Origin of the sequence: Methanocalculus taiwanensis, assembly GCF_024372745.1 — an archaeon.
Lineage (GTDB): Archaea > Halobacteriota > Methanomicrobia > Methanomicrobiales > Methanocorpusculaceae > Methanocalculus > Methanocalculus taiwanensis.
The window spans coordinates 1-26,585 of record NZ_VOTZ01000014.1; the positions used below are offsets into that span (position 1 = coordinate 1).

Consider the following 26,585-nt stretch of genomic DNA (forward strand, 5'->3'; position numbering starts at 1 on the left):
ATGAAGAATATGGAATGAGGATAGATTTATAATTAATCTTTAAATTGAATAATAGTTGTACTGGTTGGTACATTGTTAAATGAAAATATAATTAAATGTGAATTGTGAGAAGGGTGCGGATTGTGAACTTGATGACGTTCCCGACAGAATTATCAAAGCCCATCACATAGACCATCTTTCCCCGTGCACGGAGCCTTCTGATCAGGGGGATAAAATCAGTATCGCCAGATCCAATAATAAAAAGGCCGATATGTGGAAGCAGGATCATATCCTCCAGGACATCAAGCGCCATATCCATATCAGCCCCGTTCTTTCCACGGGCACTCGTCTGGGGGAGATGCCGCATCTCAAACCCGTACTTGACGAGCTTCTTCACATCTGCCGCACACTCACCCACCGACCAGTCCGCATAGGCTTTTCGGATGCAGATATCCCCAAGTGATGCTGCATAATCGATGATCGGGCCGAGGGAGAGTGGGGAGTCCAGTGCAGGGTATGACTGGCCGGCTGAGAGTGCGAGGTTCTCGTAGTCGAGGTATATGGCGCAGAAGAGATCCCCCTGTTCGGCGATATGTTCCTTTTCCATAGTATCAAACCCAATTATTGCAAATTCGCTTCAGGACACTCTCACGGGAGAGGAGAAAAAGGAGTATGATGGGACTCCCGGAGTCGCCAGGAGAGGGCGGGAGGCAAAGCCTTTCTCTCTCATCATGGCTCCTCATCCATCTGGATCATCCGGACAAAAGAGACCGATTCACGCATCTCATTATTGGAGAAGAGAGGGAAATCCGATTCGATTGTGAGATCCCCAATCTCCTGTACCATCACAACCTGCCAGGTGAGGTTCCGTGGCAGGAGGATCTCCCGCTCGCCTTCATTGATATAGAGGAGATGATCTCCCGGAGATCGGCTCAGCAGGAGAACATTACTATACCCGTCATCCCCTCTGCTCCCGTAGGTGACAAGCGGGATGGTGACATCATAGGAAGTAGATGCAAATGCCGCCTCTTCATACACCCCGGTTGCGAGTATGGCCTCTGCAAAGCCGGGGGAGATGCCACGATAAAGGATGATCTCTTCATCGGAAATGGATTCTGAAATTGCCAGGTCAAGATGCTCTGTGATAAACACAAAGAATATCTGCTGCTCCTCAGGATATGCCGACTGTTCAGCTTCTGTTGACCGGAGATATCTCCGGAAGAGATTCGTATTATCATAGAAGTCAGGCGAGAGCCACCAGGCAATCGATGCGGTGGTGGCGGTTGTGAAGTTCCGATCAGTATATGGTAGGCTTGCAAGATTGGCAGGCCGGACCAGGGTGATCGTCGCCTCGGAGATATATTCAGGGGGAACCGGATAGCTGCTCGCGGGAACGGAGGGGGAATCGGCAACCGGCGCAGATGCAACACATCCGGCAGCAGAAGCAATAAGGAGAAGAACGAGGACAAGAGAGAGTACCTTCATAGCTGAAGATACATTGCGGATACTATAAAAGGGATAGTGAAGGGAGCTTACCTGATCTCATTTCCCTTCAGCCAGATACCGCGTTCCCGTACAACCATCCCGACGACGGCGGAACCGGGAACCATCTCCAGGATTGTTTCAACGCTCTCTTCAGGGACAATTACAGCATAGCCCATCCCCATATTGAAAGTCCGGTATAGTTCTTCCTGAGTAACATTGCCCTTCTCTGCAAGCCAGGAGAAGATTTCAGGAACCGGCATCGGCTCCTCGATGACAAACCCATATGGTCCGACCCTGAGGAAGTTCAGGAGACCGCCACCTGTCACATGGCACATTCCATGCACCTCGCAGGCAGAACAGATGGAGAGCACTTCTGCATAGATCCGGGTCGGTGTGAGGAATGCTTCACCGACAGTCCTGCCATCAGAGAGGACAGCATTATAGCCGCCATTCTCAAGTGCGATCTTCCGTGCAAGTGAGAAACCATTCGAATGGACGCCGCTTGACGGCAGACCGATGATCAGATCACCGGGAGCAACCGCTGATCCGGTGATCACCTTCTCCCTTTTCTGGACGCCAAGGCAGGTACCTGCAAGGTCAAGGCCATTTACAAGACCTTTGAGGGTTGCAGTCTCGCCCCCGACAATATTCATATTGGCCTGCCGGGCACCCTCATTCAGGCCCGAACCGATCTCTTTCATCTTCGAAGGATCAAGGGAATCGGTTGCGATATAATCGACAAATGCCACGGGTTCGAGGTTCATTACATAGAGATCGTTCACATTCATCGCGATACAGTCAATCCCGACCGTCGACCAGTCGGAGAGGGCGTCGGCAACCAGCATCTTGGTGCCGACCCCATCGGTTGCGAGGGCAAGGAGATAGGGGCCAAAATCTATGAGGCCTGCGAAATGGCCGAGATCCCCGGCCATACCGAACTCCCCCTTCCTCCGGAACGTGAGCGCCCCGATCAACGCCTTTACTGATTCTGCTTCGAGATCGATATCGACCCCTGCGTCACGGTATGTTGCATTACTCATTGCACGCCTCCGATAAGCGGTATTCGTCATGGAGCACCTGTACGGCACGCTGGCCCTCCCCCTCCTTGACTACAAACGATACATTCACTTCAGACGAACCCTGGGTGATCATCATCACATTGACCCCGGCTTTACCAAGGGCAGAGAAGATCCTCCCGCTCGTGCCAGGTGTGCCCGCCATCCCTGCACCGACGACAGCGATGACGACGATATCCTTGTCAAAGGTGATCTCACGTACATATCCCCGTTTCTGGATCTCAGTGAGTCCTTCAATCGCATTCATCAGATGATCCTCATCGATCACAAGGGTGATATTCGCCTCAGACGAACCCTGGGAGATGAGCATCACATTCACCTCGCGCTCTGCAAGCGCTGAGAAGATCGCTTTGGCAACACCAGGGCGCCCTGCCATCTGAGCACCACCAATGGTAAGGAGCGCCACCTTCCTGATAATTGAGATTGCCTTGACAACGCGTTTCTCACGATGCGCCGTCTGGACAACGGCTGTTCCGGCGGCAGACTCATTGAAGGTATTTTTCACCCGGACCATTATATCGCTCATCATCGCCGGTTCGATAGATTTCGGGTGGAGCACCTTCGCACCAAAGTATGATAGCTCCATCATCTCAAGGAATGAGATTGAGGGGATCACGCGTGCTTCCGGAATCATCCTCGGATCGGTCGTCATCACGCCGTCAACATCGGTCCAGATCCATATCTCATCCGCATTGACTCCTGCCCCGATGATTGATCCGGTATAGTCTGACCCGCTCCTCCCGAGTGTGGTCACATACCCCTGATCGCTACATCCCATGTATCCCATGATCACCGGAACCGAATCAGCAAGAAGAGGGGCAACCCGGCTCTTGATCCGGGTATAGCTCTCTGGAAGTGCAACCGCGCCCCCGTGGCAGGAGTTTGTAATGATACCCGCCTCGCACCCGTCCAGTACCGTTGATGAGATACCCGCCTGGTTCAAAGCTGCTGAAACAACAGGAGCTGAGAGCCGCTCACCAAACGAGACGATATAATCCCGAGATCTCGGCGTCAGTTCCCGAAGTGTGTGGAGGGCAGTTAAGATATGCTTCAGTTTCTCAAGCCGATCATCGATATACACCCCGACCTCCTCAAGCGAATCCGGGGCAACCGCCTCGAGTGCTTTTATATGCCTTGATCTGAGCGCATGGATCAACTGCTCGATCGGAGGGTTTTCAGATGAGGTGACGACCTCCTCTGCAGTGGCGATGAGCTGATCTGTTACACCGGTCATCGCCGATACAACGACAGCAAGTTCATCTCCCCTCTCCCGGTGGGCTTTCAGGATATCGACCACGCGGGCGATAGCCTTCTCATCACCGACCGATGTGCCGCCAAATTTCATAACAAGCCTCATTTCTGGCTCACCAAACCCCACGATGTATTTTAAGTTATTACACGGCAGATCATTATAATACGATGGGTGTGATTACGACGGAAGATTGCCACGTTCTTGTGATCGGAAGCGGCGGTGCCGGGATCAGGGCGGCACTTGAGGCAGCGCAGTATGGAGAGACGATCCTGATCGGAAAGACGATTGCCGGCAAGGGCGGATGCACCGTGATGGCGGAAGGCGGCTATAACGCGGTGCTGAGGGAAGCTGACACAATTGTAGGCCATCTCGAAGACACGCTCAAAGGAGGCGCCTACTTAAATGACAGAGCCCTTGCAGATGTGCTCGTGAATGAAGCACCGGACAGGATGGCCGATCTCGTCAGGATGGGTGCCGTCTTCGATGCAGAAGAGAGCTGCATGATTGCCCAGCGTCCCTTTGGCGGCCAGCGGTTTCCCCGCACCTGTTATGCAGGGGACAGAACAGGCCATGAGATCGTGATGACGCTCCTTGAGCGGCTCCGCGCATCTGAGGTGATCATCAGAAACGAGATCACCGCACTTGAACTTGCAACAGACGGAAACCGTGTCTGCGGTGCGATCACCTCGACACGGGAGGGTGAGATCGGGGCAATCACCGCCGATGCAGTTGTGCTCGCAACCGGCGGTGCCGGGCAGATCTATGATATCACCACGAACTCTACTGCCGGAACCGGAGACGGGTATGCCCTTGGGTACCGGGCGGGTGCTGAACTTATTGATATGGAGATGGTGCAGTTCCACCCGACTGGCGCAGTACATCCTTATGATGCACGGGGGAGGCTGATCACCGAGGCTGTCCGGGGTGAAGGGGGCATCCTGAAGAATCTGCATGGCGAGCGGTTCATGTCCAGATACGATCCAGAGAGGATGGAGCTCTCAACAAGGGATGTGGTGGCACGCTCGATTGCAACCGAGGTGCTCGAAGGGAGAGGAACAGAAAGAGGAGGCGTCTGGCTTGATGTCACCCATCTTGCGCCGGAAGAGATCGAGACACGCCTCCCCTCGATGCTTGAACAGTACCTTGCCTTCGGCGTTGATATCCGGAAGGAGCCGATGGAAGTCGCCCCCACAGCACACCATATGATGGGCGGCCTCAGGATCACACCCAACTGCGAGACAAGCGTTTTGGGACTCTTTGCCTGCGGAGAGGTGGCCGGCGGCGTCCATGGCGCAAACCGGCTCGGCGGCAATGCCCTTGCCGAGACGCAGGTCTTTGGGCGGCGGGCAGGAGAGACAGCAGGCAGATCAAAAGAACAGAAGAATCGGATCGATCCGGAACAGTTTGACTCTGTTGAAGAAAAGATCGCCGCATTCGGAGCAGGTGAGATGAAGCCATCTGATTGTGTTGCAAGGATGAAACGGGCGATGTGGGATGGTGCCGGGATCTACCGGACTGCCGCTGCCCTCACCGCCACTCGCGAGGCGATCCTGGAACTGGCAGCCTCGCCACTCGCTGCATCATCGGGGCGTGAGATCCTCGATGCCTGGACAGCACAGAATATGCTCCTTGTTGCCGGAATGATCCTGGATGGCGCACTGATGCGGCAGGAGTCGCGGGGTGCGCATGTCAGGACTGATTGCGCTGTCCGGTGGGGAGTTGAAGACTCACCCTATGGCCATACCCGGATCTCGCCATCATACCGCGGAATAGAACTGGCTGGGAGGATAGCATGAAAGAGATGACATTCACCATCCAGCGGTTTGATCCCTCAAAGGATGAAAAACCGCACCAGGAAACCTATACCGTCTCTGTAAACGAGGGGGCACGGGTGCTTGATGCACTCGATGAAGTCAGGCGGAGGCATGACCCCTCACTCATGTACCGCTCATGCTGCCGTGCCGGGCAGTGCGGCTCCTGTGCAGTGCGGGTGAACGGAAGCCCTGCTCTGGCCTGTATGCAGGAGGCGACAGACGGAATGGTCGTGCTCCCACTTGAACTCCCGGTGATCCGGGATCTTGCAACCGATATCGCACCGGTTCTGGAGCGGCTGGCAACGATCCTCCCCTCAGACTCACCGGGAGGGCTCTCAAAAGAGGAGGTGGAGCTGATCAAGCCACTCCGTGAATGTATCGAGTGCCTCAGCTGTGTCTCGGTATGCCCTGCTCTGAAGGTGGTTGATTTCGCAGGCCCGACTGCGATGCGGCAGGAGATGCGGTGCGCACTTGACCCCCGTGATTCAAAAGATCGGATTACTGAGGCAATCGAACGGGGTCTTTTTGCCTGCACCACCTGCCACCGGTGTGTCGAAGTCTGCCCGAAGAAAATAAAAATTCCCGGAAAAGCGATCGAGAAGCTCCGTGAACGGGCAAACCGTGCCGGACTCACCCTGCCCCGCCACCAGGCGGTTGCAGAGCTCGTTGAACGGACAGGCAGGAGCGTCGAGCGGACAGAGGCCACCTTCCTTGAACAGGTGCCTGAGGTGATCGAGCCGGACGGACCGGTGAAGATGACGATCGGATTCTTTGTCGGCTGCATGTTCAACGGCCGTGTGCCGCAGCCTGCACTTGATGCAATGGAGGTCATGAAGAGAAACGGCATCCGGGTGATCATCCCGCATGAACAGGTCTGTTGCGGATCTCCATTGATCAGGACCGGGCAGACAACAATTCTGCCGGACCTGAAGAGGAAGAATATTGAGGCATTCACATCACGCGGGATCGATATTGTCATGACAATGTGTGCCGGATGCGGGGCGACCCTGAAGAACGATTATGAGACGCCCTTTACCGTGATGGATATCACCGAGGTGATGATGAAAGCCGGAATCGAGCCCCCGGCAAAACTACCAATCTCGGCGACCTATCACGATCCCTGCCACCTGCTCCGGGGACAGGGGATCTCTGATCCACCACGCCACTTCCTCTCGATGGTGGTTGAGAAGTATATCCCGATGCCTACCCAGTGCTGTGGGGCAGGGGGAGGAGTGCGATCCGGCCAGCCCGAAGAGGCAGCAGCCCTCGGAAAACTCCGGGGAGAGGCGATTGCTGCGACTGGTGCGGATATTGTCGTTACCATCTGTCCCTTCTGCGAATTCCATATCCAGGAGCAGACCAACAAGCCGGTAAAGAATCTTGCGACGCTTCTGCTGGAAGGGTACCGGAAGAAGGATCTGGAGAGATCCGGGGATTGATTCCCTGGCTTTCATCACTCCATTTTCGAGGAATCAGGATATCTGAAGAGGAAAATTAATTATCCAGAAGCCGGAAAGCCAGACATTCAAGATCCAGAAGATCATAGCAGATAATCTGCTCATCTGCTTCTGGCCTGCGTGAAAATGTTCGTGCAACTATGCAATAATACTCCCGTCGCCTCTCATTCTGCCAGGATACCCTGCCTGCCTTTTTAATAAGCTCTGCATAGAGCTTCTTTCCATCAACATTGTCCTGCCATTTGCATTCACAGAAGAGGATTGAAGGAGGATCATCGCTGAGAGAGACGATATCTATCTCTTCTCCCCTGTACCACCAGCTGCCAATCCGGGTATAGACAAAAGGAAGGAGATGATGTTCATTGAAGAAGTCAAAGAGATCCATCACCATCGCCTCAAAATGCCTGCCTACATACCTTGAGAAACGTGGTCTGACGAACTGATCCACGATCAGGCGTGTGTTACCACGCTCAAGTGATTCAATATTGGGATGAACAAATGAGAACCAGAAGTCGAAGAGATTATCTGAGAGGAAATAGAGTCCACGCCTGCTCTTATTCCCCTCTGTAACCGGAATACGGCGATATACCAGGTGGAGATCTATCAATATCGAGAGATACTTATTGACAATACTCTTTGATAAGCCACAATCATTGCATATCAGCCCGATTGTGTGATTTCCCTGTGCTATTGAGAAGAGTATGGAGAAATAATAGCGGGGTTCGACCAGTTCTGATCTGAGAACAAAGTCAACATCCCGAAAGAGGAATGCATCCTCCCGCAGTACTTTCTCCTCGATATTGTGAAAGATATCCAGATTCGTATCAGCACTCATAATATACGCAGGAGTTCCGCCAAATACCGAATAGAGCTCAACTGCTTTCTGCATATCCTTCAGGTACTCAAGGATATGGATGAAGCGGAGGGGCTGAAGGAGGATCTGACCGGTCCTCCTCCCAAAGAGAGGACTTGCATGATCCATCGTTGACTCTTCCATCATCGAAATACTGGAGCCGGAGAGTATGAGAAATATCTGACTATCCTTCAGGTGCGTATCCCAGTAATCCTGAAGAATGGAGGGGAGGGATGGATCCTCCTTGACAAGATAAGGGAACTCATCGATGGAAAGAACAAAACGCTCGTCGGTACGCTTGAGAAGGTATTCAAAAAAACTATCCCAATCGGCAAAGGAGGTTTTTTTCAGGAAATTATCATTATAATAATCCCCAAGTTTTAATGAAAAATGCCGGAGCTGGAGGGTCCTGGACTCCTCACGTGCAAGGAGCCGTATGCCTTTCTCTCTGGCAATGAACCTATCGATAAGTTCACTCTTTCCAACCCTCCGGCGTCCATATATAACCAGCAGTTCGGCTTTCCTCCCCAGGTAACGGCTCTCAAGCATTGAGGTTTCCCGGTGCCGATCTAGGAATACACTCATAAGTAATATACTATAGAGTGTACTATTTACTATTTATGGTGGGATCACAAACACCGAAACCTCTCCATTCTAACACCCCAAACATCCGGTTTCAGAAAAGAGGGAGCAAGATTAAGCAGAATTAGAAGAACATAGAGATTTATATAGCTTCAGTCCCAATCGCCATATCAGAGTGAAAGAACCACATTAGAGAGGATTGTGAAGTGTATGGTGTCATCAAAAGAGCAGATCGAGGATTTAAAGGCTGAGCTGAAGGAGAGGAACAAAGAGCTTGCATTCATGTACAGCATCTCAGATTCCGTTGACAGCCATGGGGAGAACCTTGAGACTCTTCTTCAGGAGATCATCAAGCCCCTGCCAAAGGCAGTCAGATTTCCAGAGATTGCCGCTGCCGAACTGAATGTTGCCGGAGATACATACAAGACGTCAGATATACCCGTTACCGAATGGAGTATCTCAGGCAATATCGTCATCAACAAAAAAGTTGCCGGAAAACTGACAGTATTCTATATGGAGAATAGAGACGTGTTTGTGCGTCAGATCTTCACTCATGAAGAGGAGGGGATGATCAGGGCTTTCTCTGAGCGGCTTGGCAAGATCATCGAGAGGATATGGTCAGAACAGGCATTACTTGAGAAGACCCGCGAGATAACAAAGCTCTCAACACCCATCACCAAAATATGGGATGAGATACTCATCCTCCCGCTGATCGGCACCCTCGATTCCGAGAGGACATTATTCATGATGGAGGAGCTCCTCAATAAGATCAGGGACACAGGCTCTCGGTATATCATTATGGATGCCACCGGAGTCGGTACAATCGATTCGGCGGTTGCCGCAAATATACTGAAGACTTCACGGGCTGTGAAGATGCTCGGCTCCCGGATGATCTTCACCGGGATAAAACCTGAGGTTGCAATGACGATGGTCCATCTCGGCATTGATCTTGGAGAGATCATCACAAGGGCAACCCTCCAGGAGGGTGTTGAGTTTGCACTCAATGAAAAGGGCCTTGAGATTGTCAGAATAGAGCAGACTTCCACATAGAGGGAGAGCTAATCCAATGGACAGAATACCGATCCTCAAACTGAAGAGCTGCCTTCTCATCTCGATACAGACAGATCTTCATGATCTGATAATAACCGCACTTCAGGAGGATATTTTAACCGAGATCTCAAGGACCGGTGCACGGGGAGTTCTGATTGACATATCGGCTCTGGATATTGTCGATTCATTTATGGCAAGGACATTACGCGATTGCAGCGTTATGGCAACGCTCCTTGGGGCAAAAGTGGTCATCACCGGTATCCGGCCCGCTGTTGCGATCACGCTTGTCGATCTCGGACTTGACCTCTCCGGGATTATAACCGCCTGTGATATTGATAGCGGGTTTGATCTTCTCGAGAGCACGCCCGGAGTCTTCAACTCCGGTCGGATTCTGAAAAGGTACTGATCATGCTGGCTCAATCGGTAAAGATACAGGACGAAAGCGACATTCTCACATCGAGACGGCTGGTGAGAGAGATCGCTACCAAAATCGGGTTTGGGATAGTGGATCAGACGAAACTGGCAACTGCCACATCCGAACTTTCACGAAACATCTACAGGTATGCAGATAATGGCATAGTGTATATTGAGCAGATTACACAGCCGCCCGGCATCAAAGTACTTTTTGAGGACAATGGTCCTGGAATAGCCGATCCAGAGGAGGCGATGAAGGAGGGGTTTTCCACAACACCAGGCAGCCTCGGACTTGGCCTCTCAGGGGCAAAACGACTTGTAGATGATATGACGATCGAATCTGAAGTCGGAAAAGGAACAAAAATTGAGATATTCAAATATCTGCCATGAATCCCGAATATAAAACCAGGGCTGTTCTTCTTGACCCGCACAAATCCATGGCTGTCAGTGAGATCCATGAGCTTGCAGCCATGAGCGGTTTTCCCAAAAAGGCGCTTGGTGAGATCGACCTCATCGTCTCAGAGCTTGCATCAAACCACATCAAGCATAACACCGTGCAGGGAAGAATACGCTACAGGGTGGACGATGGTGGGGACGGGAGATATATAGAGATCATCTCTGAAGATAATGGGCCCGGCATCCCGGATTGTGATATCGCCTTTGAAGACGGGTTCACAACAGCCGCAAAGAGTATGGGGGTTGGGCTTGGCTCCATCAGGAGAGTTTCTGATGAGTTTGATATCAGTTCAAGCCTCTCAGGCACTCGCATACGCGTAAAGAAATATGCTGAGAAGAGGATACCAATTCATGGAAACGGTCTCCGGATTAGTGTCCTCACCCGACCTCACCCGTTTGAGAGCGTCTGCGGTGATGGATACTATGTCGAGAGATTCAGGGATGGTGCACTCATTGCAGTCATAGACGGCCTTGGCCATGGAGTTCACGCCCGCGAGGCAGCATCATGTGCTGAGCGGTACCTGAGGAACAATGCCCGCCATGCCAGGATAAATGATCTGCTTGCCGGTCTTGGCAGTGTCCTCAGGAAGACACGGGGTGCAGTGGCAGGGATTATCAGGATCGATGAGGAACAGGGGAAGATATACTATAGCGGTATTGGCGATACTTCGGTCCGCCTCTACCAGGGAGAGTCCTACAACAGTTTTCATTCCATACCCGGCATCCTTGGAGTAAATTACACACAGGTTCAGATTCAGTCAGGAGACTGGATACGGGGGAGGAGCATGGCCATTCTTCATTCAGATGGGATCAGCTCCAGGTTCAGTCTTGATTATGCCATGGCAGGTGAGACGCCACAGCTGATTGCACACTATATAATGGACAAATACTGGCGGGAGATTGATGATGGAACCGTGATAGTTGTTAAATAGAGAGGGGAACAAGACATCGAAAACAGAGAATGATCAATTAGGCAGTGAAGGTGAAGGAGTTGAGTGATACACCGGCTATCGAGAGCATCCAGGAAAAGCTGGATAAGAAGACAAAGGAAGTTCAGGAACTTTCAATTGAACTTGAAAAGACAAATGAAGGGCTTATTGCACTCTATACCGAGCTTGATGATGCCAACAGAAAGCTCGAGGAGAGTAACAGGAAGCTCCAGGAAGAGGAGAAGAAACTGCTCGCCTACCTGTTTGAAACTGTCAATAAGACCAAAAATCCGGTCCTGAATATCTACCGGAACCTTGCTCTCCTTGAAGAGATGGCAGTGATGGAGGACTGCAGTCCGGAGGATGTGAAGGCGATTATTGACGTGATCAAAGCCAATGCCAGAATGATCAGTGATAATATCACCGAGCTGAATAAAGTCGCACTCGATGGATCAGACAAGGTTCTTGGTCACTACAGGGATTTTCTGACCGAATAGCACTTTTTGAGGAGGAGAAAGTGTTTCCAATAGATACCGGGTTCTGCCATGCCGCCTATCAATGAGATACTATCTGATGCTGACATTGTGATTGCACTTGCAACATCCTCTGCGATGCGAAAGGATGTCATACACCGGATAGGAGAACTGCACTCTGCCGGATATAGCGGGATCATCATTTCAATCAATGAACCAAGCTCCATTATGAAGAAAAGCCTGGAAAAACAATCAATTAATAGTCAGAACCTCTTCTTTATCGACTGTATCACCGGAATGGCGACAGGGCAGAAGAAGGATGAGAGCGCTACCATCTATGTAGCCAGCCCGGGACAGCTGACAAACATCGGAATCGCGCTCACAAAAGCGATGACCTCGATGAAAGATCGTGAGCGACTCTACCTTCTGGTGGACTCAGTCAATACCATGTTCGTCTATAATGAGCCGGATCAGATCATCCGTTTCCTGCATATGCTCATCAACAAAGTACGGCTGAATTCAGCAAAAGGATTATTATTCTCTGTTAAAAATGCAATCGACCCCATAATTTCAACCCAGATTGAGACATTTGCTGATATGGTCATTCATCAGGGAGAGGAGGGAGCATAAAGGGATGATGATACACCGGCATGTTGTATATCACAACCAAACCATCCTCCCGGGTAATGAGATTTAAAGTACTGAAAATATACAGGTAGAGTAGTCCACACTGCAACCGGGAAATCCGAATGGGAGAAGCCGGTGGGAGCATTAAATGAGGAAAGAAAGCACCATCTCCAATGAGTTTTATGCGTTCTCCGATGCGATGCCGGGCGGCATCTGTGTCATTGACCATGAGAAAAGGATTCTTGTCTGGAACAGGACGCTTGCCGGGTGGAGCGGTTCTTCTGCAGAAGAGATGATCAATAGAAACCTTCTGGAGGCTTTTCCTCACCTCGCCTCGCCAGCATACCGGATCCGGATCGAACAGGTACTCGAGGGCGGACCACCCGCCATCTTTTCATCCCAGCTCCATAGATTCTTTCTTCCCTTTACAACAAATGACGGTACACCCCGCATCCAGCAGACCTCTGTTATCGGACATCCGGGAAGGGAAGGAGAACCACTTCATGCGATGATCATCATCGAGGATGTCACCGAACTGGATCGTGAGATCCATTCAGCCCGCAAATTGAGAGATCTGGCTCTCAGAGAGGTGCAGGAACGAAAAAAAGTGGAGAAGGAGCTCAGGAAGAGCGAAAAGAGCTATCATGCCATATATGATCAGTCTCCGATTGGAATTGAGATCTATACAGCAGAGGGAAGACTGGCTCATGTGAACTTCGCCTGCCTGAAACTCTTTGGGATCGAGACGGCTGAGGAGGTTCTGAATTTTTCTCTCTTTGATGACCCGAATGTCGGAGATGAAGAGAAAAAAAGGCTGCGTGCGGGAGAATCCGTCCGGTACCAGGTTCTTTTTGATTTTGAGAGAGTCAAAGCCCACAACCTCTATAGAACCAGTCGGAGTGGGACAATCTGGCTTGATGTGCTGATCACTCCGTTGCAGGATCCTGAAGAGGGAACGATGGGTTACCTTGTCCAGATCATGGATATCAGCGAGCGAAAGGATGCTGAAGAAGCACTTGAACGGAGCAGAAACCGGTACCGCTCTCTGGTTGCAAATGTTCCCAGTGTTCTTTTCCGATGCCTGCCTGATGAAGGCTGGACGATGATCTACATGAATACCCGGATCGAGGAGATCAGCGGGTATCCATACACCGACTTCATCAGAAATTCCATCCGGACATATGAAAGTATCATCCATCCCGATGACAGGAGATATGTCCACGATTCAATTACCAGATCGCTATCTGCCGGAGAACAATGGGATATCCAGTATCGAATTATCCACAGGGATGGGGGCATACGATGGGTGCAGGAGCGGGGGCGCTTATTTTCTCCAGATAGCATGACCAGGTATCTTGATGGATTTATTTTTGACATAACCAGCCGCAAAAAGGCAGAGGAGGCACTTGTAATTGTGAATAAAAAGCTCCAGCTCCTTTCAGGGATCACCCGCCACGACATCCTCAACCAGATTATGATCTTAAATGGGTTCCTCTCCTTTGCTGAAAAAGAGGCAGAAGGCAATCAAGAGCTGCTTCTCAGGCTGGAGAAGATCCACAGGGCTTCAGATATGATCCAGCGCCAGATCGAGTTTACCAGGATGTATGATAATCTGGGCACTAAAAAACCGGCCTGGATGAATGTCAGGGAGATGATCGAGGGAGTTCTGGCAGATCAGATCCCGATCCGTCAGAATTGTGGCAGATACCAGGTGCTTGCCGATCCGATGATCGAGAAGGTCTTTTCAAACCTGATGGAGAATACCATCCGCTATGCAAAGGGGGCAACCGGGATAACAATGCAGTGTGAGGAGCATGATGATATGCTGGTGATCACCTGGGAAGATGACGGACCAGGCATACCAGATGAACAGAAGGAGAAGATCTTTCAACGGGGTTTTGGCAGAAATACTGGATTAGGGCTCTTCTTCTCACGCGAGATCCTCTCAATAACCGGCATCTCCATCACTGAGACCGGAATCTATGGCGAGGGGGCGAGGTTTGAGATCAGGGTGCCGGGGGGAGTATGGCGGAGATTTGTAGAGGAAACAAAATGACGAACCTGCCACTGAACATCCTTTATGTTGATGGTGATTTTGGATTCTGTGAGTCCGGACGATCCTTCTTTGAGGGGAGAGAAGAGATCAACCTCACCACAGTTCAAAATGCAGAAGTGGCGCTTCAGATCCTTGCCAAACAGCGATTTGAAGGAATTATCTCGGAATACCGGCTGCCGGGAATGGATGGGATCTCTTTTTTACAACAGCTCAGAGAGGGAGGAGAGAGAACTCCTTTCATCTTCTTCACCGCAGAAGGCGGGGAGGAGCTTCTGATCGATGCACTGAATGGTGGAGCGGCTCTCTTCATCCGGAAAGGAAAGAATCCGGAATCCGGGTTTGCTGCACTCTCGATTGCGATCTTGTCTGTTCTCACCCGGAGAGAGGAACAGGAAGAGCAGAAAGGGAAGAGAACAGTTCAATCCTCTGCCCCCGGCTCCACGATCCCCGCTGCATTCTTCCAGTGCCTTCCTGATGAAAGCCGCAGCTTATGTGCCATAACACCGGGCATTTATTCATTATCCGGCTATCAGGCAGGCGATCTGATCAGCGAACTGCATCCGGGATACAACGGCCTTATTCATCATGAAGACCGGGCAGCGGTTTTTGATACTGTTCAGAACGCTGTGTCTTCCGGTGAGCCCTGGATCTGCAGCTATCGGATTCTCCACAGGGACGGGAGCATTCGGTGGGTGCAGGAGAGGGGTGGAGCCGCCATTGGGGATGATGGCATAATCAGCTGTCTTGAAGGATGCATCATCGATCGAACAGAGGAGAAGAGGGCAGAAGAGGCGGTTCATTCGGCAAAGAGGAAACTCCAGAGCCTCTTAAGTACCACCCGCCATGACATCCTGAACGAGATCATGGCACTCGAAGGATACCTCGATTTCGCTGAAAAGTTGAGTGTCGATCCAAAACAGTCAGGATACTTACATGAAGTGAAGAGGAGGGCAGCTGCCATTGAGAGGCAGATCGAGCTGACGCGGGCATTTGACAGGCTTGGAATTGAACCACCCACCTGGCAGGAACTATCTGCAATCATTAACGGGATCAATAGTCACCGCCTCCCCATCGTCCAGAAATGCGACAGGTACCGGGTGCTTGCCGATCCACTGATCAGAAACGTCTTCTCTCACCTGATGGAGAATACCATCCGGTATGCAGGAGAAGGGAGCATCATCACTATCACATGCAAGGAAGAGGATGATCATCTCGTGATCACATGGGAGGATGATGGGCCGGGCATCCCTGATGATCAAAAGGAGAAGATTTTCAGGAGGAAGATCGGGAAGGAGAACTCCTTTGGTCTGCACATCTGCCGGGAGATCCTGGCAATCAACGGGAGTACCATCACAGAAACCGGGACATTCCAGAAGGGGGCACGTTTTGAAATTCATCTGCCCCACGGGACATACCAGAAGAGCACGGGGAGAAAAGAGCCGGATTAATCAGAGAGCTGATCATGCCGGCTCATGAACTTACGAACCGGCTCGGATTCAAGAACCCCCTGATCAAGGAGGGTGATAATCCGATCAATTGCCTTCACCTGCATGATGATCTTCTCCGCAGACTCCCCTCCTTCGAGGTCTGCGAGTGCCATAATAATTGCAAGCGGGTTTCTGATCTGGTCATTCAGAATCGAGAATTTCACCATATTATCCTCGATCTGGGTATAAGCCTTCTTCCATGCCTCCTCAGCCTCTTTTCTCTGCGTAATATCCTGGAACGCTCCATGCACCCCGATGATCCTGCCGTATTCGTTCGTTGTTGCTTCCCCGGTGGCACGCACCCATCTCCGCTCTCCACCTGCGGTGATGATCTCCATCTCCTCATCATAGGGAGTCCCGTCACGGGCACAATCACCAAAGACACGGGTGATCTTCTCCCTCCATTCAGGGGCATAGAAGCTGATCCCCTCATCTACAGAAGGAGAATAACCCGGCTCCATCCCGTGAATCCGCGCCACCTCGTCAGACCAGATCACCCGGTTTTCATCGAGATTGACACTCCACCCACCAAAATGTGTCATACGACCCGCCGTACTGAGTAATGCCTCGCTCTTCCTGAGCTCCTCCTCGGCCAGTTTTCGGGCGGTGATATCAATCGATGTTGCAAGGATACGTTCCACACCGCTGATGACCACTGAGATCAACCGGACATACTCCCAGAAGAGATCACCGGTTACTGTACGATTGAGCCATTCAAATTCCTGCGGGCCCTCAGATACCGTCTTCCGGATAGAGTTCAGCGCCTCTTTGAATGAATATGGTGATTCCAACCAGAAATCATGAGCTTTCAGCTCTTCAACCGAAGAGAATCCATAACTGGAACAAGCTTTTCTATTCGCATCGATGATCTCGCCGGTATCCCTGTCATGGATAATGATAGAAACGGGGGACTCCATAAAGAGGGTTCTGAATCGCTTTTCACTCTCCCGCAGGGCCATTTCCGCCTCTTTGAGTACGGTGATATTGACAACGAGCCCGACCACCTTCAGGGGAGCACCTCCCTCACCCCGCTCTGTCACGGAGCCGATATCGCGGAACCAGAGATAGGCACCTGCACTGTGTTTGATCCGATACTCAACCTCATACCTCTGTTTTCGTCCCTCCATGTGATCCCTCATCGCCTGCATCGCCTTCTCGTGATCGTCAGGGTGGAGGAGTGCTGTGAAGTCGGTATAATGAGAGAACTGATCAGGAGAATAGCCGAGCATCTCTGCCTTCTGTGGGCTGATGGCGATATTTCCGGTCATACAGTCCATCTCCCACCAGGCGATCCCGCCTGTTTCCATAGCAAGCTCGAGCCGCTCCTGGTTCAGTTCAAGCTCAAGCCGGGCAGTCTTCTCCTCTGTGATGTCACGGCAGCCTCCATAGACACGGCTCCTGCCGGTTTCATCACGGATACACCGGGTTTCAGCAGACAGCCACCGGATTTTACCATCCTTTCTGATGATCCTGAGATCACATTCCGAAGACTCGCCCACCGGGAGGAGAAGGACATTCTCTTCAAAGATCTGCCAGTCATCAGGATGGATCATGAAGCCCCAGCACCCCTCTGCAATCACCTCGTCAATTCCATACCCGGTGATCTGCCATGTCGCACCTGCCATCCAGTCTATCTGGTACATGCCGCCATCTTCCTTTTGGCATGAATAGGCGAAATCCGTGATGATGGTGGAGATGAAGCGATAGCGCTCCTCACTCTCCTTAAGAGAAGCTTCTGTACGTTGACGGAAGATCAGCTCCCCCATCAGATTCCCAAGTGTCGCCAGTGCAGAAACGTCATCGTCCTGGTACTCATCCTCTTTATTGGCAACCGCAAGTACAGCAACGATCCGGGAGCCGTGCTGAATAGGAACACCCAGGTACCGGGTGATCGGGACATGCCCTTCCGGCAATCCATGTTTTGCAGGATGAGGGGTAGCATAGTCATTGATGATAGTAGGAGTCCGTGTCCTGACACACTCACCAAAGACACCCGAAGATTCGATCGGGAACCGGATCGTTTTGTCTCCAACAGTGCACTCCTTCATCGCATCATCTGACCATGCATGGACAGTCATCACCGACTCATCATCATTCATGAGTCCGATGAAGGCATACTGGCTTTTGGTCATCAGAAGACTGGCATCAAGGGCATAGTCCATCAGTTCCTGCTCTGTAGAACCGGCTATCCTGTGGAGGTCAAGGAGCGCCTCGGTCCGCCTGATATGGAGCAGAATCCTATCTTCTGCCTGCTTCTGTTCAAATGCAGTTCCGAACAGTTCGGAGGTGATACTCAGAAGATGAAAATCTTCATCAGTCCAGTCTCTCGTTTCTCCAACATTGTCAAACCCGATAAAACCGGCTAAACCGGATCGAATGAGAAGAGGCAGGACGATCAATGACGTTACTCCCTGCGGCTCCAAAATCTGCCTTTCAGCTGCCGCTTCAGGAGGGAGATCATCAAGTGACTGGATTCTGATGCTCTCACCATTTCTCAGGCGCTCCATCCACCAGGGGAAGAGATTGGTCGGATTCTTCTGGAGCGTCTCAATCGTCGGGGGAACACCATCAGCACACCATTCATGCGTATTGCTCATCTCTTCTCCAGAAGGAGCAATCAGAAAAACATATGAGCGGGATGCTCCACAGTATTCACCGATATCACCGAGTGCTTTGTTGATTGCGATATCGATATCAGACTCAGTCACAAAACGCGAGGAAATACCGGAGATCACACTCTCAAATGCCAGACGGTGTTGAATCTCCCTTTCCGCCTCCACCCTGCCCGTCACATCCCAGACTGTTGAGATCCACAGATCTTTCCCCGGAACCGGAATATTTCTCGCACTAATATAGGTCGTCTTCTCCCCTTCCCGGGTAATCGGGATATCCTCCCAGTGCATCCGTTCCGGGTCACCACTTAAAACATCTGCAAGAACCCGCTCTCTCAGCTCACTCCTAAATACCGGATCTTCATAGACGACATCCCAGAAGGCATCCGGGCTTTTAAGGGACTCTGCCGTTGTCCGGTAGATCCGAAAGAAGTTCTCATTGAAGTACTCAAAGTTTACTTCGGGATCAACCGAATTCACAGCAACTCCAATCGGGAGATTGTCAAGTACCGTTCTGATGTACTCTTCGCTCTCCCTGAGCTGCTGCTGGGTTGCAACCAGCTCATCAAGCTGGGATCGGAGCTCCTCTTCGGCGGTTGCGAGTTCTTCATTCCTCTGGCGGAGCTCTTCCTCTGCAATTTTCCGGTCTGTGATGTCAAGATGAATGCCAAACATCATCAGCGGACGGCCATCATCAGCCCGGGAGATAACACGCCCCCGATCCTGGATCCAGATCCATCCGCCATCCTTATGCCTCATCCGCATCTCGCATTCATAGTAGGGGAGATCGCCTGCAAAGTGCTTCTGGAGGAGTGTTCCTGCAGACTCCAGATCACCGGGTTCTGCCAGATCCTGCCAGGTTGCGATACTGACTGGAGAGAGCTCATCAAGCGTATACCCAAGCATTCTCGCCCATTCTTCATTGAAGACTGTCTCACCGGTCTCGACATTCCATTCCCAGGTACCGGCCTGTGTTCCCTCAATGATATTCAGCAGACGGCTCCGTTCTTCTGCAAGCTCCAGATTATTCTTTTCAAGGAGTGCGTTGTTCCTGATCCGCTCGATATAACGGCCGATCTGCTCTGCAATGATCCTGAGCATGGCCGATTCTTCTGTAAGGGGAGAATATTCATCATCAAAGCAGACGGTGATTGTACCACCAGCCTGCTGGTGAATTGGGATCTCACGGACAAGAGAGCAGTTTGTCAATACAAAGCCGGGGTCCTTATAGATGGAATCATTGATTGTGATCCGGACATGAGTCTTCTCAGGGAGCTGGAAACCCTCCGGGATTATCTCAAGGATTTTTCGGAGTACCTCTGTTTCCGAGAGGTTGAAGTGCTCCATTGCAGCTGATATCCGATACAGGCAGGAGAGCTCCTTGATCCGCTCACGGAGCGCGTCCTCTGCCTCCTTCCGATCCGTGATATCCCTGATGAGTGCGATTACCTCATCTGTTGCATATGGAGAGATACGTGCCTCAAAATACCGGTATCCTGCCGGAACAGAGAGAGCGTATTCGATCGTCTGCAAATCCCCCGTTTCAAGGGTAAGAGCGATTGCTGAAACAATCCTCCCACCGATCTCTTCAGACGTCACCTCGGCGACCGTCTTTCCAATCACTTCATCTCTTGGGAGCACAAGCCGGTCATCGTCAGGTGTCAGGATGTCAAGATACCGGCCCTCGGCAGTGCACCGGATCAGTATATCAGGCACAGCGGCAAGGATTAGCTTCTGGAGGTGTTCGCTTCTTTCCAGTGCCTCTTCGCGGTTTTTGCGTCCAGTAATATCCCGGATCGTCTCGATCGCACCAGTATACTCACCTTTTCGGTTATACAGTGGAGAGACCCGTGTCCAGAGTGTACGCCCCTCTCCTCTCGGACGTGCATACCGTGTCTCCGCTTCGATTGCACCCGGCATCTCCTTCAGGAGATCATACCGGGATCTCAACTCAAGGTCGTCTTTGAAGGCGAGATCGATCAGCATCGACCGCCGCTCACCATAGAACGGGATCGCATATGCATACTCGCCCTGCCCGATCATCTCCTCTGCAGAGACACCGGTCATCTCCTCGATCGCATGGTTCCAGGCGATCACCACCCCATTTTCATCTATCGCAAAGGTGGCATCCGGCAGGAAGTTGATGATATCAGAGAGACGGTGCTCGCTCTCAAGGAGATCATCATGCTCTTTCGCCTTTTCAGCCTCAGCGTTCCGGAGTTCGGTCACATCCTCGCCTGAACTGAGGCTTCCGGCAACGTTGCCATCTTCATTTCTGAGAAGGACATTATGCCAGGCGATGATCCGCTCAACACCCGAGCTTGTGATCACCGGATTATCAAAATACTCAAGATCAGGGGCCTCTCCCCTGATAATCATGGAGTGGACATTCCGCACCTCATCACGCATCCGATCAGGAATGGCAGTTGCAAACCAGTTCCTGCCGATCAGGTCTTCTTCAGGGATACCAAGAACCTCCGCCGTCTTCTGGTTTGCCAGCAGTATCGTTCCCTGTGGATCGAGGGCGACCATCATTACCCCGGCAATATCAAGGTACGTCTCGGCGACCTGCCTCTCGTGCTCAAGAGAAGTAAGGAGACGGCGGTTTATCTGGAGATTGTGAATCCATTGATCAAGAAAGTGGGATTTGCGATCGATATCTCCAAATCTATGCGGTTCGATCGAATACGCATTATGGAATACCTCTCCTCCGATGATCATAAAGGGGTGTGTCAGGATGACGTCAACAAGAGCATCGGGGGGGAATCTACGGCGATCGTACTGGCATATCCCGATGCAGCTGTTCTCAGGTAAGAAGGTATTAAGAAGGTTCTCGTACTCAATCAACCGATCTGTACCGGGGAGATCTCGGAGTGCCCAGGTCATCTCCCCGGTTACCCTGAGTGCAGAGTATCCTTCTGCTAATGCGGCATCGGTTAACGCGGATAATAACCGGATCATCGCTTCGGGATCGAAGGTTCCCCCTTTCAGGTAGCTCTCCTGAGCGTCCAGGATCTCAAGCTGTCCGCTTTCAAGATAGGGTTTGGGATCAAGCCCGTCATCCCTGAGGTATCTAAGGATCTGCTCATTTGTCCTCTCATCCACAATATAGATGACCTTTTGGTTTGTTGTGAGACCGTGCCTTAGATATGCAGTGATGACCTTTCGGTGCTCCTCATCAGAAGTATAGATCAAACAAAGATGATCTCCGGGCTTGATATCGGTCACCCGCCGGATTGCCGGGATCAATGAAACATGATGATCGATCGATGGAGATCCATCCCGATCACCCTTTCTTGCCTTTGCATGAATCCGTGGCTCCCAGCTTCTCTCATCCACCGGTATCAGTCCAGATGAATGATACACTCTCCGGGTTACATAAAGATATGGGTGAATACTCCTGAGAGTTAGGTTTCAGAGTATTCAGACGATTGGAGATCAGGTTCAGAGAGCTGATCGTGTTTTCTCATGAATGCCCGGATCGACTCTGACTCAAGCACCCCAAGATCAAGGAGGGTGATGATCCGGTTGATCTCTTTGACCTGTTCAAGAATCTTTTCCGCATTCTCTCCAGGCTCCAGATCGACAAGACCTGTTATCACCGACAGTGGATTTCGAACCTGATCATTTAAGATCGATAAGCGGTACATATTCTCCTCAATCTGCCCATATGCCTCTTTTTGGAGCTCTTCTGTTAGTTTCCGCTCGGTTATATCCGTCATGACAATGAGGATGGAGCAGGAATCCCCATACTGCATCGCTGATCCCTGGACAAGCACCGTCATCAACCTGCCCTTCTTATTCCGAATCCTCATTTCATAAGGATGAACTTTCCTTCCCTCACTCCGTTCAGTAAGCATTTGCTGTGCGAGACTGCGACACTCCTCCGGAACAAATGAGATGATAGACATGCCAATCATCTCATCCAGAGAGTATCCAAGGGCATCTGTAATTGAAGGATTACAGTACTGTATCCGGCCATCCCGATCATAGAGGATGACATAGTCCGGAAGATGCTCTATCAGCGTCCGGTTAAAAATCTCGCTTGCTCTCAGTGCATCCTCTGCATCCTTCTGTTCAGTGATATCCCGGCCAACTGACTGCCACTCAATGATCGTACCGTCAGAATCGAAGATTGCCCGGTCACTCCACCGCTGCCAGCGGATCGAACCATCAGGCATGATGATCCGCTGGTTAATCATGATCGCGGGATTCTCCTGCGTAAGAGAGGCAAAAGCCAAACCCACCATCTCACGGTCATCGGGATGTATCAGTGGTTTAAACCGTTTTCCGAGGATCTGATCACGAACAAGGCCGAAGTACCGGCAGTATGCCTCATTCACAAAGACGGTTGTTCCATCCGGGAGGAAACGGCAGATGAACTCGGTCTGATCTTCAACTACGTTCCTGTACCGATCTTCGCTCTCGCGCAGTTGTTGCCCGGTTTTTTCCCTGAATTGAGAGAGCGCAGTTATGACTCCCGCAACAATCGAGAAGAAGATCACCCGGATCATCGCTTCCTGGAGGAGGAGCGGATCGGGAGTAAATGAAGCAATGAGGGCTAGATAGGATATTGCAAGGAATATAGAGAAAAACAATCCCCGCCAGCCATAGTAGATACAGGCGATGATGATCGGAATATAATAGAGATTCTGGACGATGATGAAGACGCCGGATGCAAAAGCGAGGTAGCTGATGAGCGCGCAGAGAGATGAACTCACCAGAAGGGAGGGAAGCACCCATCCCGGAGTATCAGTCACACGAACCTCCTCTGGACAAAACGACCAGTTGGCTGAGCGATCTCCACGATGGCAGCTTCCATGCAGAAGAAGAACGTACCAGAGCCATCATACAACCCACCGGAAAGTATGAGGTATTAACAATACACCAATATATATCAACCGGGTATACATCACAGACTATTCAGCATCCTTCCCCTGGCTTTTACGGATATGCTTCCTGAGATGCTCTTCTGTCTCCCGATCTGCCGTTCGATCAATTGCATAGACAACCACTTCATCAGTACCCGATGCAGCAGCATATGCCTCAAAATAACGTTCATTACCATCGATGGTGAGGACATAGGTGAATGTGGCCACCTCGCCGCGACAGGCACCGGCAATTGCCACCATCGTCGCTTCAGCAATCTGTGGAGAGAAGAGATCCCGGACATTCTTCCCAACCGCAACCTCAGGAGGAAAGAGCAGCTCCCCGGTTTCGGGTGCATGAAGCTCTTTGAATCTCCCATCCAAATCAAGAATAAAGACATACCCCGGAACCGCCCTGATTAAGGCCCGGTACCTTTGTCCTTCAAACTCAGGTGCTGCCTTCCCTTGTGCCTCAAAGAGGAGGATAGTACCTTCGACCCCGCCAGCCACCTGCCGGAAGAGCCACCTGACTGTATGGACGATACCATCAGGACGTATCAACGTACAGCTGATATCCTTTGGCGTTCCGAGAAATGCAGACTCGATGGCACTCCTGCATCGATTTAGATCCGTGTCTGCAATGTATTCCATCAGGAGAATGCCTTTGAGATCTTCCCCGCTCTCTGCCACCATGCGGGAAAAGAGTGTCCCGGCCCGGAGTATCACGCCATTGCCATCGAGGTACACCGTATCGGCTTTGACCTCGCCAGACACCCGGTTGTCTTCACCTGATCCCATACTATGGATACCAACGCATCATACTAAATAATCATCGGTGATCAAAACCCATCAGCTCTGTTTCATCAGATAATCATGGGCTTCAAGCGCTGCTTTTGCACCCTCTCCTGCCGCAATAATAATCTGTTTTCCTTTGATTGAGGTGACATCGCCGGCTGCATAGACCCCCTCCATGCTGGTATGGCAGTCAGAATCGACGATGATTTCACCGAGCTCATTCATCTCAAGGAATCCATTCAGGAACCCGGTATTTGGGATGAGCCCAATCTCAATGAAGATACCCTCAACCATGATACGCTCCTCTTCACCAGTTGATCTGTTCCCAATTGTGATCGAGCGGACAAATTTATCTCCCCCGATCCGGGTAACCTCATAGCCCGTGTGAATCGTCAGGTTCGACAGCCCATCCAGCTGAGCTGTAAACACTTCATCCGCTCTGATACTGCTCCGGACGATAAGATGAACCTCTGATGCAATCTTTGCGATCTCAAGAGCAGTCTGGACAGCCGAATTCCCGCCACCAACGATCGCAACCGCTTTTCCCCTATAAAGCGGACCATCACAGGTGGAGCAGATTGAGAGCCCCTTACCCAGATATTTACTCTCCCCTTCAACACCAAGCATCCGGGAATGTTTCCCTGAAGCGATAATGATGCTTTGTGCATTGTATTCGATTCCTGATTCGGTGGAAAGGACAAATATTCCATCTTCACGTTTGTGAAGGGCGGAGATCCTGTCAAGTTCCAGGTCAATACTCTGGGATCTGACCTGCTCCTCGAACTTCGCCATCAGATCGCTGCCGGTGATCATCAGGTACCCCATATAGTTCTCTATCGCCCAGCTCTCATTCGACTGCCCCCCGATATTCTCCGAGACAACGAGGGCCTTCAACATCTTACGTGCCGCATAGACAGCAGCTGTCAGACCGGCAGGTCCGGCACCGATGATGATCAGGTCATAGAGACCGCCGCCTTCCTCTGCTCCGAAGATCTCATTGAAGGCAGCGGTATCAAAGCCAACGATCACCTCGCCATCGATGACCGTGACTGGAACCCCACGCTGGCCTGAGATCCGGATCATCTCCTTTGCCTCTTCGATATTCTCCGGGTTCCCAACATCGATGGAGGTAAACCCAATCCCTTTTTTGCCCAGGTATGCCTTTACCATGGCACAGTACGGACAGCGTTCCGTCGAATAGACGATGATCTCGCTCATGGATTCCGATAGACGCGGATACCACATTATTCTTTGCTATGAATCAGCCTCACTGAGAGGTGCAGGCACCCCTCCAAGTTCCAGAACAGCAATCTGGTATCCGCCGATTATAAGAGAGAGGAGGAGCGGACCAAGTATGAACCCGACGATTCCCATCACCGCCATTCCGCCGAAGAACCCGATGAAGATGACAACAGGGTGGATCTCCACCCTTTTTCCCATCATCACCGGCCTGAGATAGAGATCTGTGAGGGCTCCAAGAAGAGGATACCCGATGATGATTATCAGAAGCACCGCCCGGAAATCCCCAATCGAAAGGGCATAGAGAGCAAGGAATGCCAGGACGACCACCGGCCCGAGGAACGGTATCAGGGCAAACAGTGCACAGAGAACCGAATAGAAGAGAACATGATCATACCCGAGTATCCAGAAGAATGGTATTGCAAGGAAGAATGTAAGAATGGCAATTGAAAAGTGGACGATATAGATTGAATAGAGAGTATCATACACCCGCTTCCAGATCACCATCACATTCTTTCGTGATCTATCAGGGATCATGGCATGGAAATCTGATTTTAAAAATGGACCAGAATAGATGAAGATTGAGAGAGAGAGGATAAAGAGCATGAGCTGGACTGCCAGCGTCGGAATTGTGGAGATATACATAAAGAGAGCATTTTTTACCGATAGGAGGAGGTTATCAATCATCTCCTCAAGGCCAAGAGCCGATAATGGGGCGGGAAGATCGGATATCGCCTCTGGCTTCAGCCCATCCAGGATGCTTGATACAATGGAGATCAGGTAATCCATGTTCTGGTACAGCACATTGAAAGTGATAACCACGGCAAGGAAACCAACCGTTACAACTGCAAGCGTTATGAGAAAGGCCGAAAGAGCCGGTGATATCCGCAGAGAGAGCTGTTCCTGAAACGGAATCAGGACAACAGCCAGGGAGAGTGCAAGGACGATCACCTTCATGAGCGGGAAAAATGCAATAAATGTAATGAGTGCGATCAGGGCAACAATCCCAAGAGCGACGCGATCAGCCGACTTCCACCTCAATGTCATAACACATGAAGATGATCAGAAATTATAAGAAACT

General features: G+C 51.1%; 20 protein-coding genes. 10 read left to right on the forward strand and 10 right to left on the reverse strand.

Annotation, left to right across the window (positions count from 1 at the left end; all coding sequences use genetic code 11):
- Positions 1-91 precede the first annotated feature (91 nt).
- The 4 genes from FTO68_RS07320 to FTO68_RS07335 form a co-directional block, all read right to left on the reverse strand.
- Entirely contained in the window at positions 92-586 is a 495-nt protein-coding gene (locus FTO68_RS07320) for an NYN domain-containing protein (RefSeq protein ID WP_255332734.1), read from the reverse strand.
- A gap of 122 nt (positions 587-708) precedes the next feature.
- Positions 709-1,464 (reverse strand): ADP-ribosyltransferase family protein, encoded by a 756-nt coding sequence (locus FTO68_RS07325; protein WP_255332735.1) that lies wholly within the window; start codon positions 1,462-1,464, stop codon positions 709-711.
- 47 nt (positions 1,465-1,511) lie between these two features.
- Positions 1,512-2,504, reverse strand: a complete 993-nt coding sequence (purM, locus tag FTO68_RS07330) for a phosphoribosylformylglycinamidine cyclo-ligase (protein ID WP_255332736.1) — start codon at positions 2,502-2,504, stop codon at positions 1,512-1,514.
- Positions 2,497-3,897, reverse strand: a complete 1,401-nt coding sequence (locus FTO68_RS07335; protein WP_255332737.1) for an aspartate kinase — start codon at positions 3,895-3,897, stop codon at positions 2,497-2,499. The genes purM and FTO68_RS07335 overlap by 8 nt, the downstream gene beginning before the upstream one ends.
- 62 nt (positions 3,898-3,959) lie before the next feature.
- Here FTO68_RS07335 and tfrA point away from each other — a divergent pair, with 62 nt between their 5' ends.
- The gene (gene tfrA, locus FTO68_RS07340) at positions 3,960-5,588 is read left to right on the forward strand and encodes a fumarate reductase (CoM/CoB) subunit TfrA (protein WP_255332738.1); all 1,629 of its coding nucleotides are present in this window, start codon (positions 3,960-3,962) and stop codon (positions 5,586-5,588) included.
- Positions 5,585-7,045 carry a fumarate reductase (CoM/CoB) subunit TfrB gene (gene tfrB / locus FTO68_RS07345; RefSeq protein WP_255332739.1) on the forward strand — a complete coding sequence of 487 codons (1,461 nt, stop codon included), beginning with the start codon at positions 5,585-5,587 and terminating at the stop codon, positions 7,043-7,045. The genes tfrA and tfrB overlap by 4 nt, the downstream gene beginning before the upstream one ends.
- Before the next feature lie 55 nt (positions 7,046-7,100).
- Here tfrB and FTO68_RS07350 read toward each other — a convergent pair whose 3' ends face one another.
- Entirely contained in the window at positions 7,101-8,501 is a 1,401-nt protein-coding gene (locus FTO68_RS07350; protein WP_255332740.1) for an ATP-binding protein, read from the reverse strand.
- Positions 8,502-8,708: 207 nt separating this feature from the next.
- Here FTO68_RS07350 and FTO68_RS07355 point away from each other — a divergent pair, with 207 nt between their 5' ends.
- From FTO68_RS07355 to FTO68_RS07390, 8 genes are all read left to right on the forward strand, one after another.
- Entirely contained in the window at positions 8,709-9,548 is an 840-nt protein-coding gene (locus FTO68_RS07355; RefSeq protein ID WP_255332741.1) for an STAS domain-containing protein, read from the forward strand.
- A 16-nt stretch (positions 9,549-9,564) separates the two neighbouring features.
- The gene (locus FTO68_RS07360; RefSeq protein WP_255332742.1) at positions 9,565-9,954 is read left to right on the forward strand and encodes an STAS domain-containing protein; all 390 of its coding nucleotides are present in this window, start codon (positions 9,565-9,567) and stop codon (positions 9,952-9,954) included.
- Positions 9,955-9,956: 2 nt separating this feature from the next.
- Positions 9,957-10,352: an anti-sigma regulatory factor gene (locus FTO68_RS07365; RefSeq protein ID WP_255332743.1), complete on the forward strand. Its 396-nt coding sequence runs from the start codon at positions 9,957-9,959 to the stop codon at positions 10,350-10,352.
- A complete protein-coding gene (locus FTO68_RS07370; RefSeq protein WP_255332744.1) occupies positions 10,349-11,350 on the forward strand; it encodes an ATP-binding protein in 1,002 nt (333 codons plus the stop codon). The genes FTO68_RS07365 and FTO68_RS07370 overlap by 4 nt, the downstream gene beginning before the upstream one ends.
- 59 nt (positions 11,351-11,409) lie before the next feature.
- Entirely contained in the window at positions 11,410-11,844 is a 435-nt protein-coding gene (locus tag FTO68_RS07375; protein ID WP_255332745.1) for a hypothetical protein, read from the forward strand.
- Between the two features lie 48 nt (positions 11,845-11,892).
- Positions 11,893-12,450 carry a DUF7504 family protein gene (locus tag FTO68_RS07380; RefSeq protein ID WP_255332746.1) on the forward strand — a complete coding sequence of 186 codons (558 nt, stop codon included), beginning with the start codon at positions 11,893-11,895 and terminating at the stop codon, positions 12,448-12,450.
- A gap of 145 nt (positions 12,451-12,595) precedes the next feature.
- Positions 12,596-14,503, forward strand: a complete 1,908-nt coding sequence (locus tag FTO68_RS07385; RefSeq protein ID WP_255332747.1) for a PAS domain S-box protein — start codon at positions 12,596-12,598, stop codon at positions 14,501-14,503.
- Entirely contained in the window at positions 14,500-15,951 is a 1,452-nt protein-coding gene (locus FTO68_RS07390; protein ID WP_255332748.1) for an ATP-binding response regulator, read from the forward strand. The genes FTO68_RS07385 and FTO68_RS07390 overlap by 4 nt, the downstream gene beginning before the upstream one ends.
- Here the strand turns inward: FTO68_RS07390 and FTO68_RS07395 are convergent.
- The 5 genes from FTO68_RS07395 to FTO68_RS07415 form a co-directional block, all read right to left on the reverse strand.
- Complete coding sequence (locus FTO68_RS07395; protein ID WP_255332749.1) at positions 15,948-21,968, reverse strand: PAS domain S-box protein; 6,021 nt, start codon at positions 21,966-21,968, stop codon at positions 15,948-15,950. The two genes, FTO68_RS07390 and FTO68_RS07395, sit on opposite strands and share 4 nt — an antisense overlap.
- 41 nt (positions 21,969-22,009) lie before the next feature.
- On the reverse strand, positions 22,010-23,362 hold the full coding sequence (locus tag FTO68_RS07400) for a PAS domain S-box protein (RefSeq protein ID WP_255332750.1): 1,353 nt from the start codon (positions 23,360-23,362) through the stop codon (positions 22,010-22,012).
- A gap of 159 nt (positions 23,363-23,521) precedes the next feature.
- The gene (locus FTO68_RS07405; RefSeq protein WP_255332751.1) at positions 23,522-24,268 is read right to left on the reverse strand and encodes a PAS domain-containing protein; all 747 of its coding nucleotides are present in this window, start codon (positions 24,266-24,268) and stop codon (positions 23,522-23,524) included.
- Between the two features lie 51 nt (positions 24,269-24,319).
- Positions 24,320-25,483, reverse strand: coding sequence for an FAD-dependent oxidoreductase (locus FTO68_RS07410; protein WP_255332752.1), 1,164 nt, complete (start codon positions 25,481-25,483; stop codon positions 24,320-24,322).
- 36 nt (positions 25,484-25,519) lie between these two features.
- A complete protein-coding gene (locus tag FTO68_RS07415) occupies positions 25,520-26,551 on the reverse strand; it encodes an AI-2E family transporter (protein ID WP_255332753.1) in 1,032 nt (343 codons plus the stop codon).
- Between the last annotated feature and the right edge of the window lie 34 nt (positions 26,552-26,585).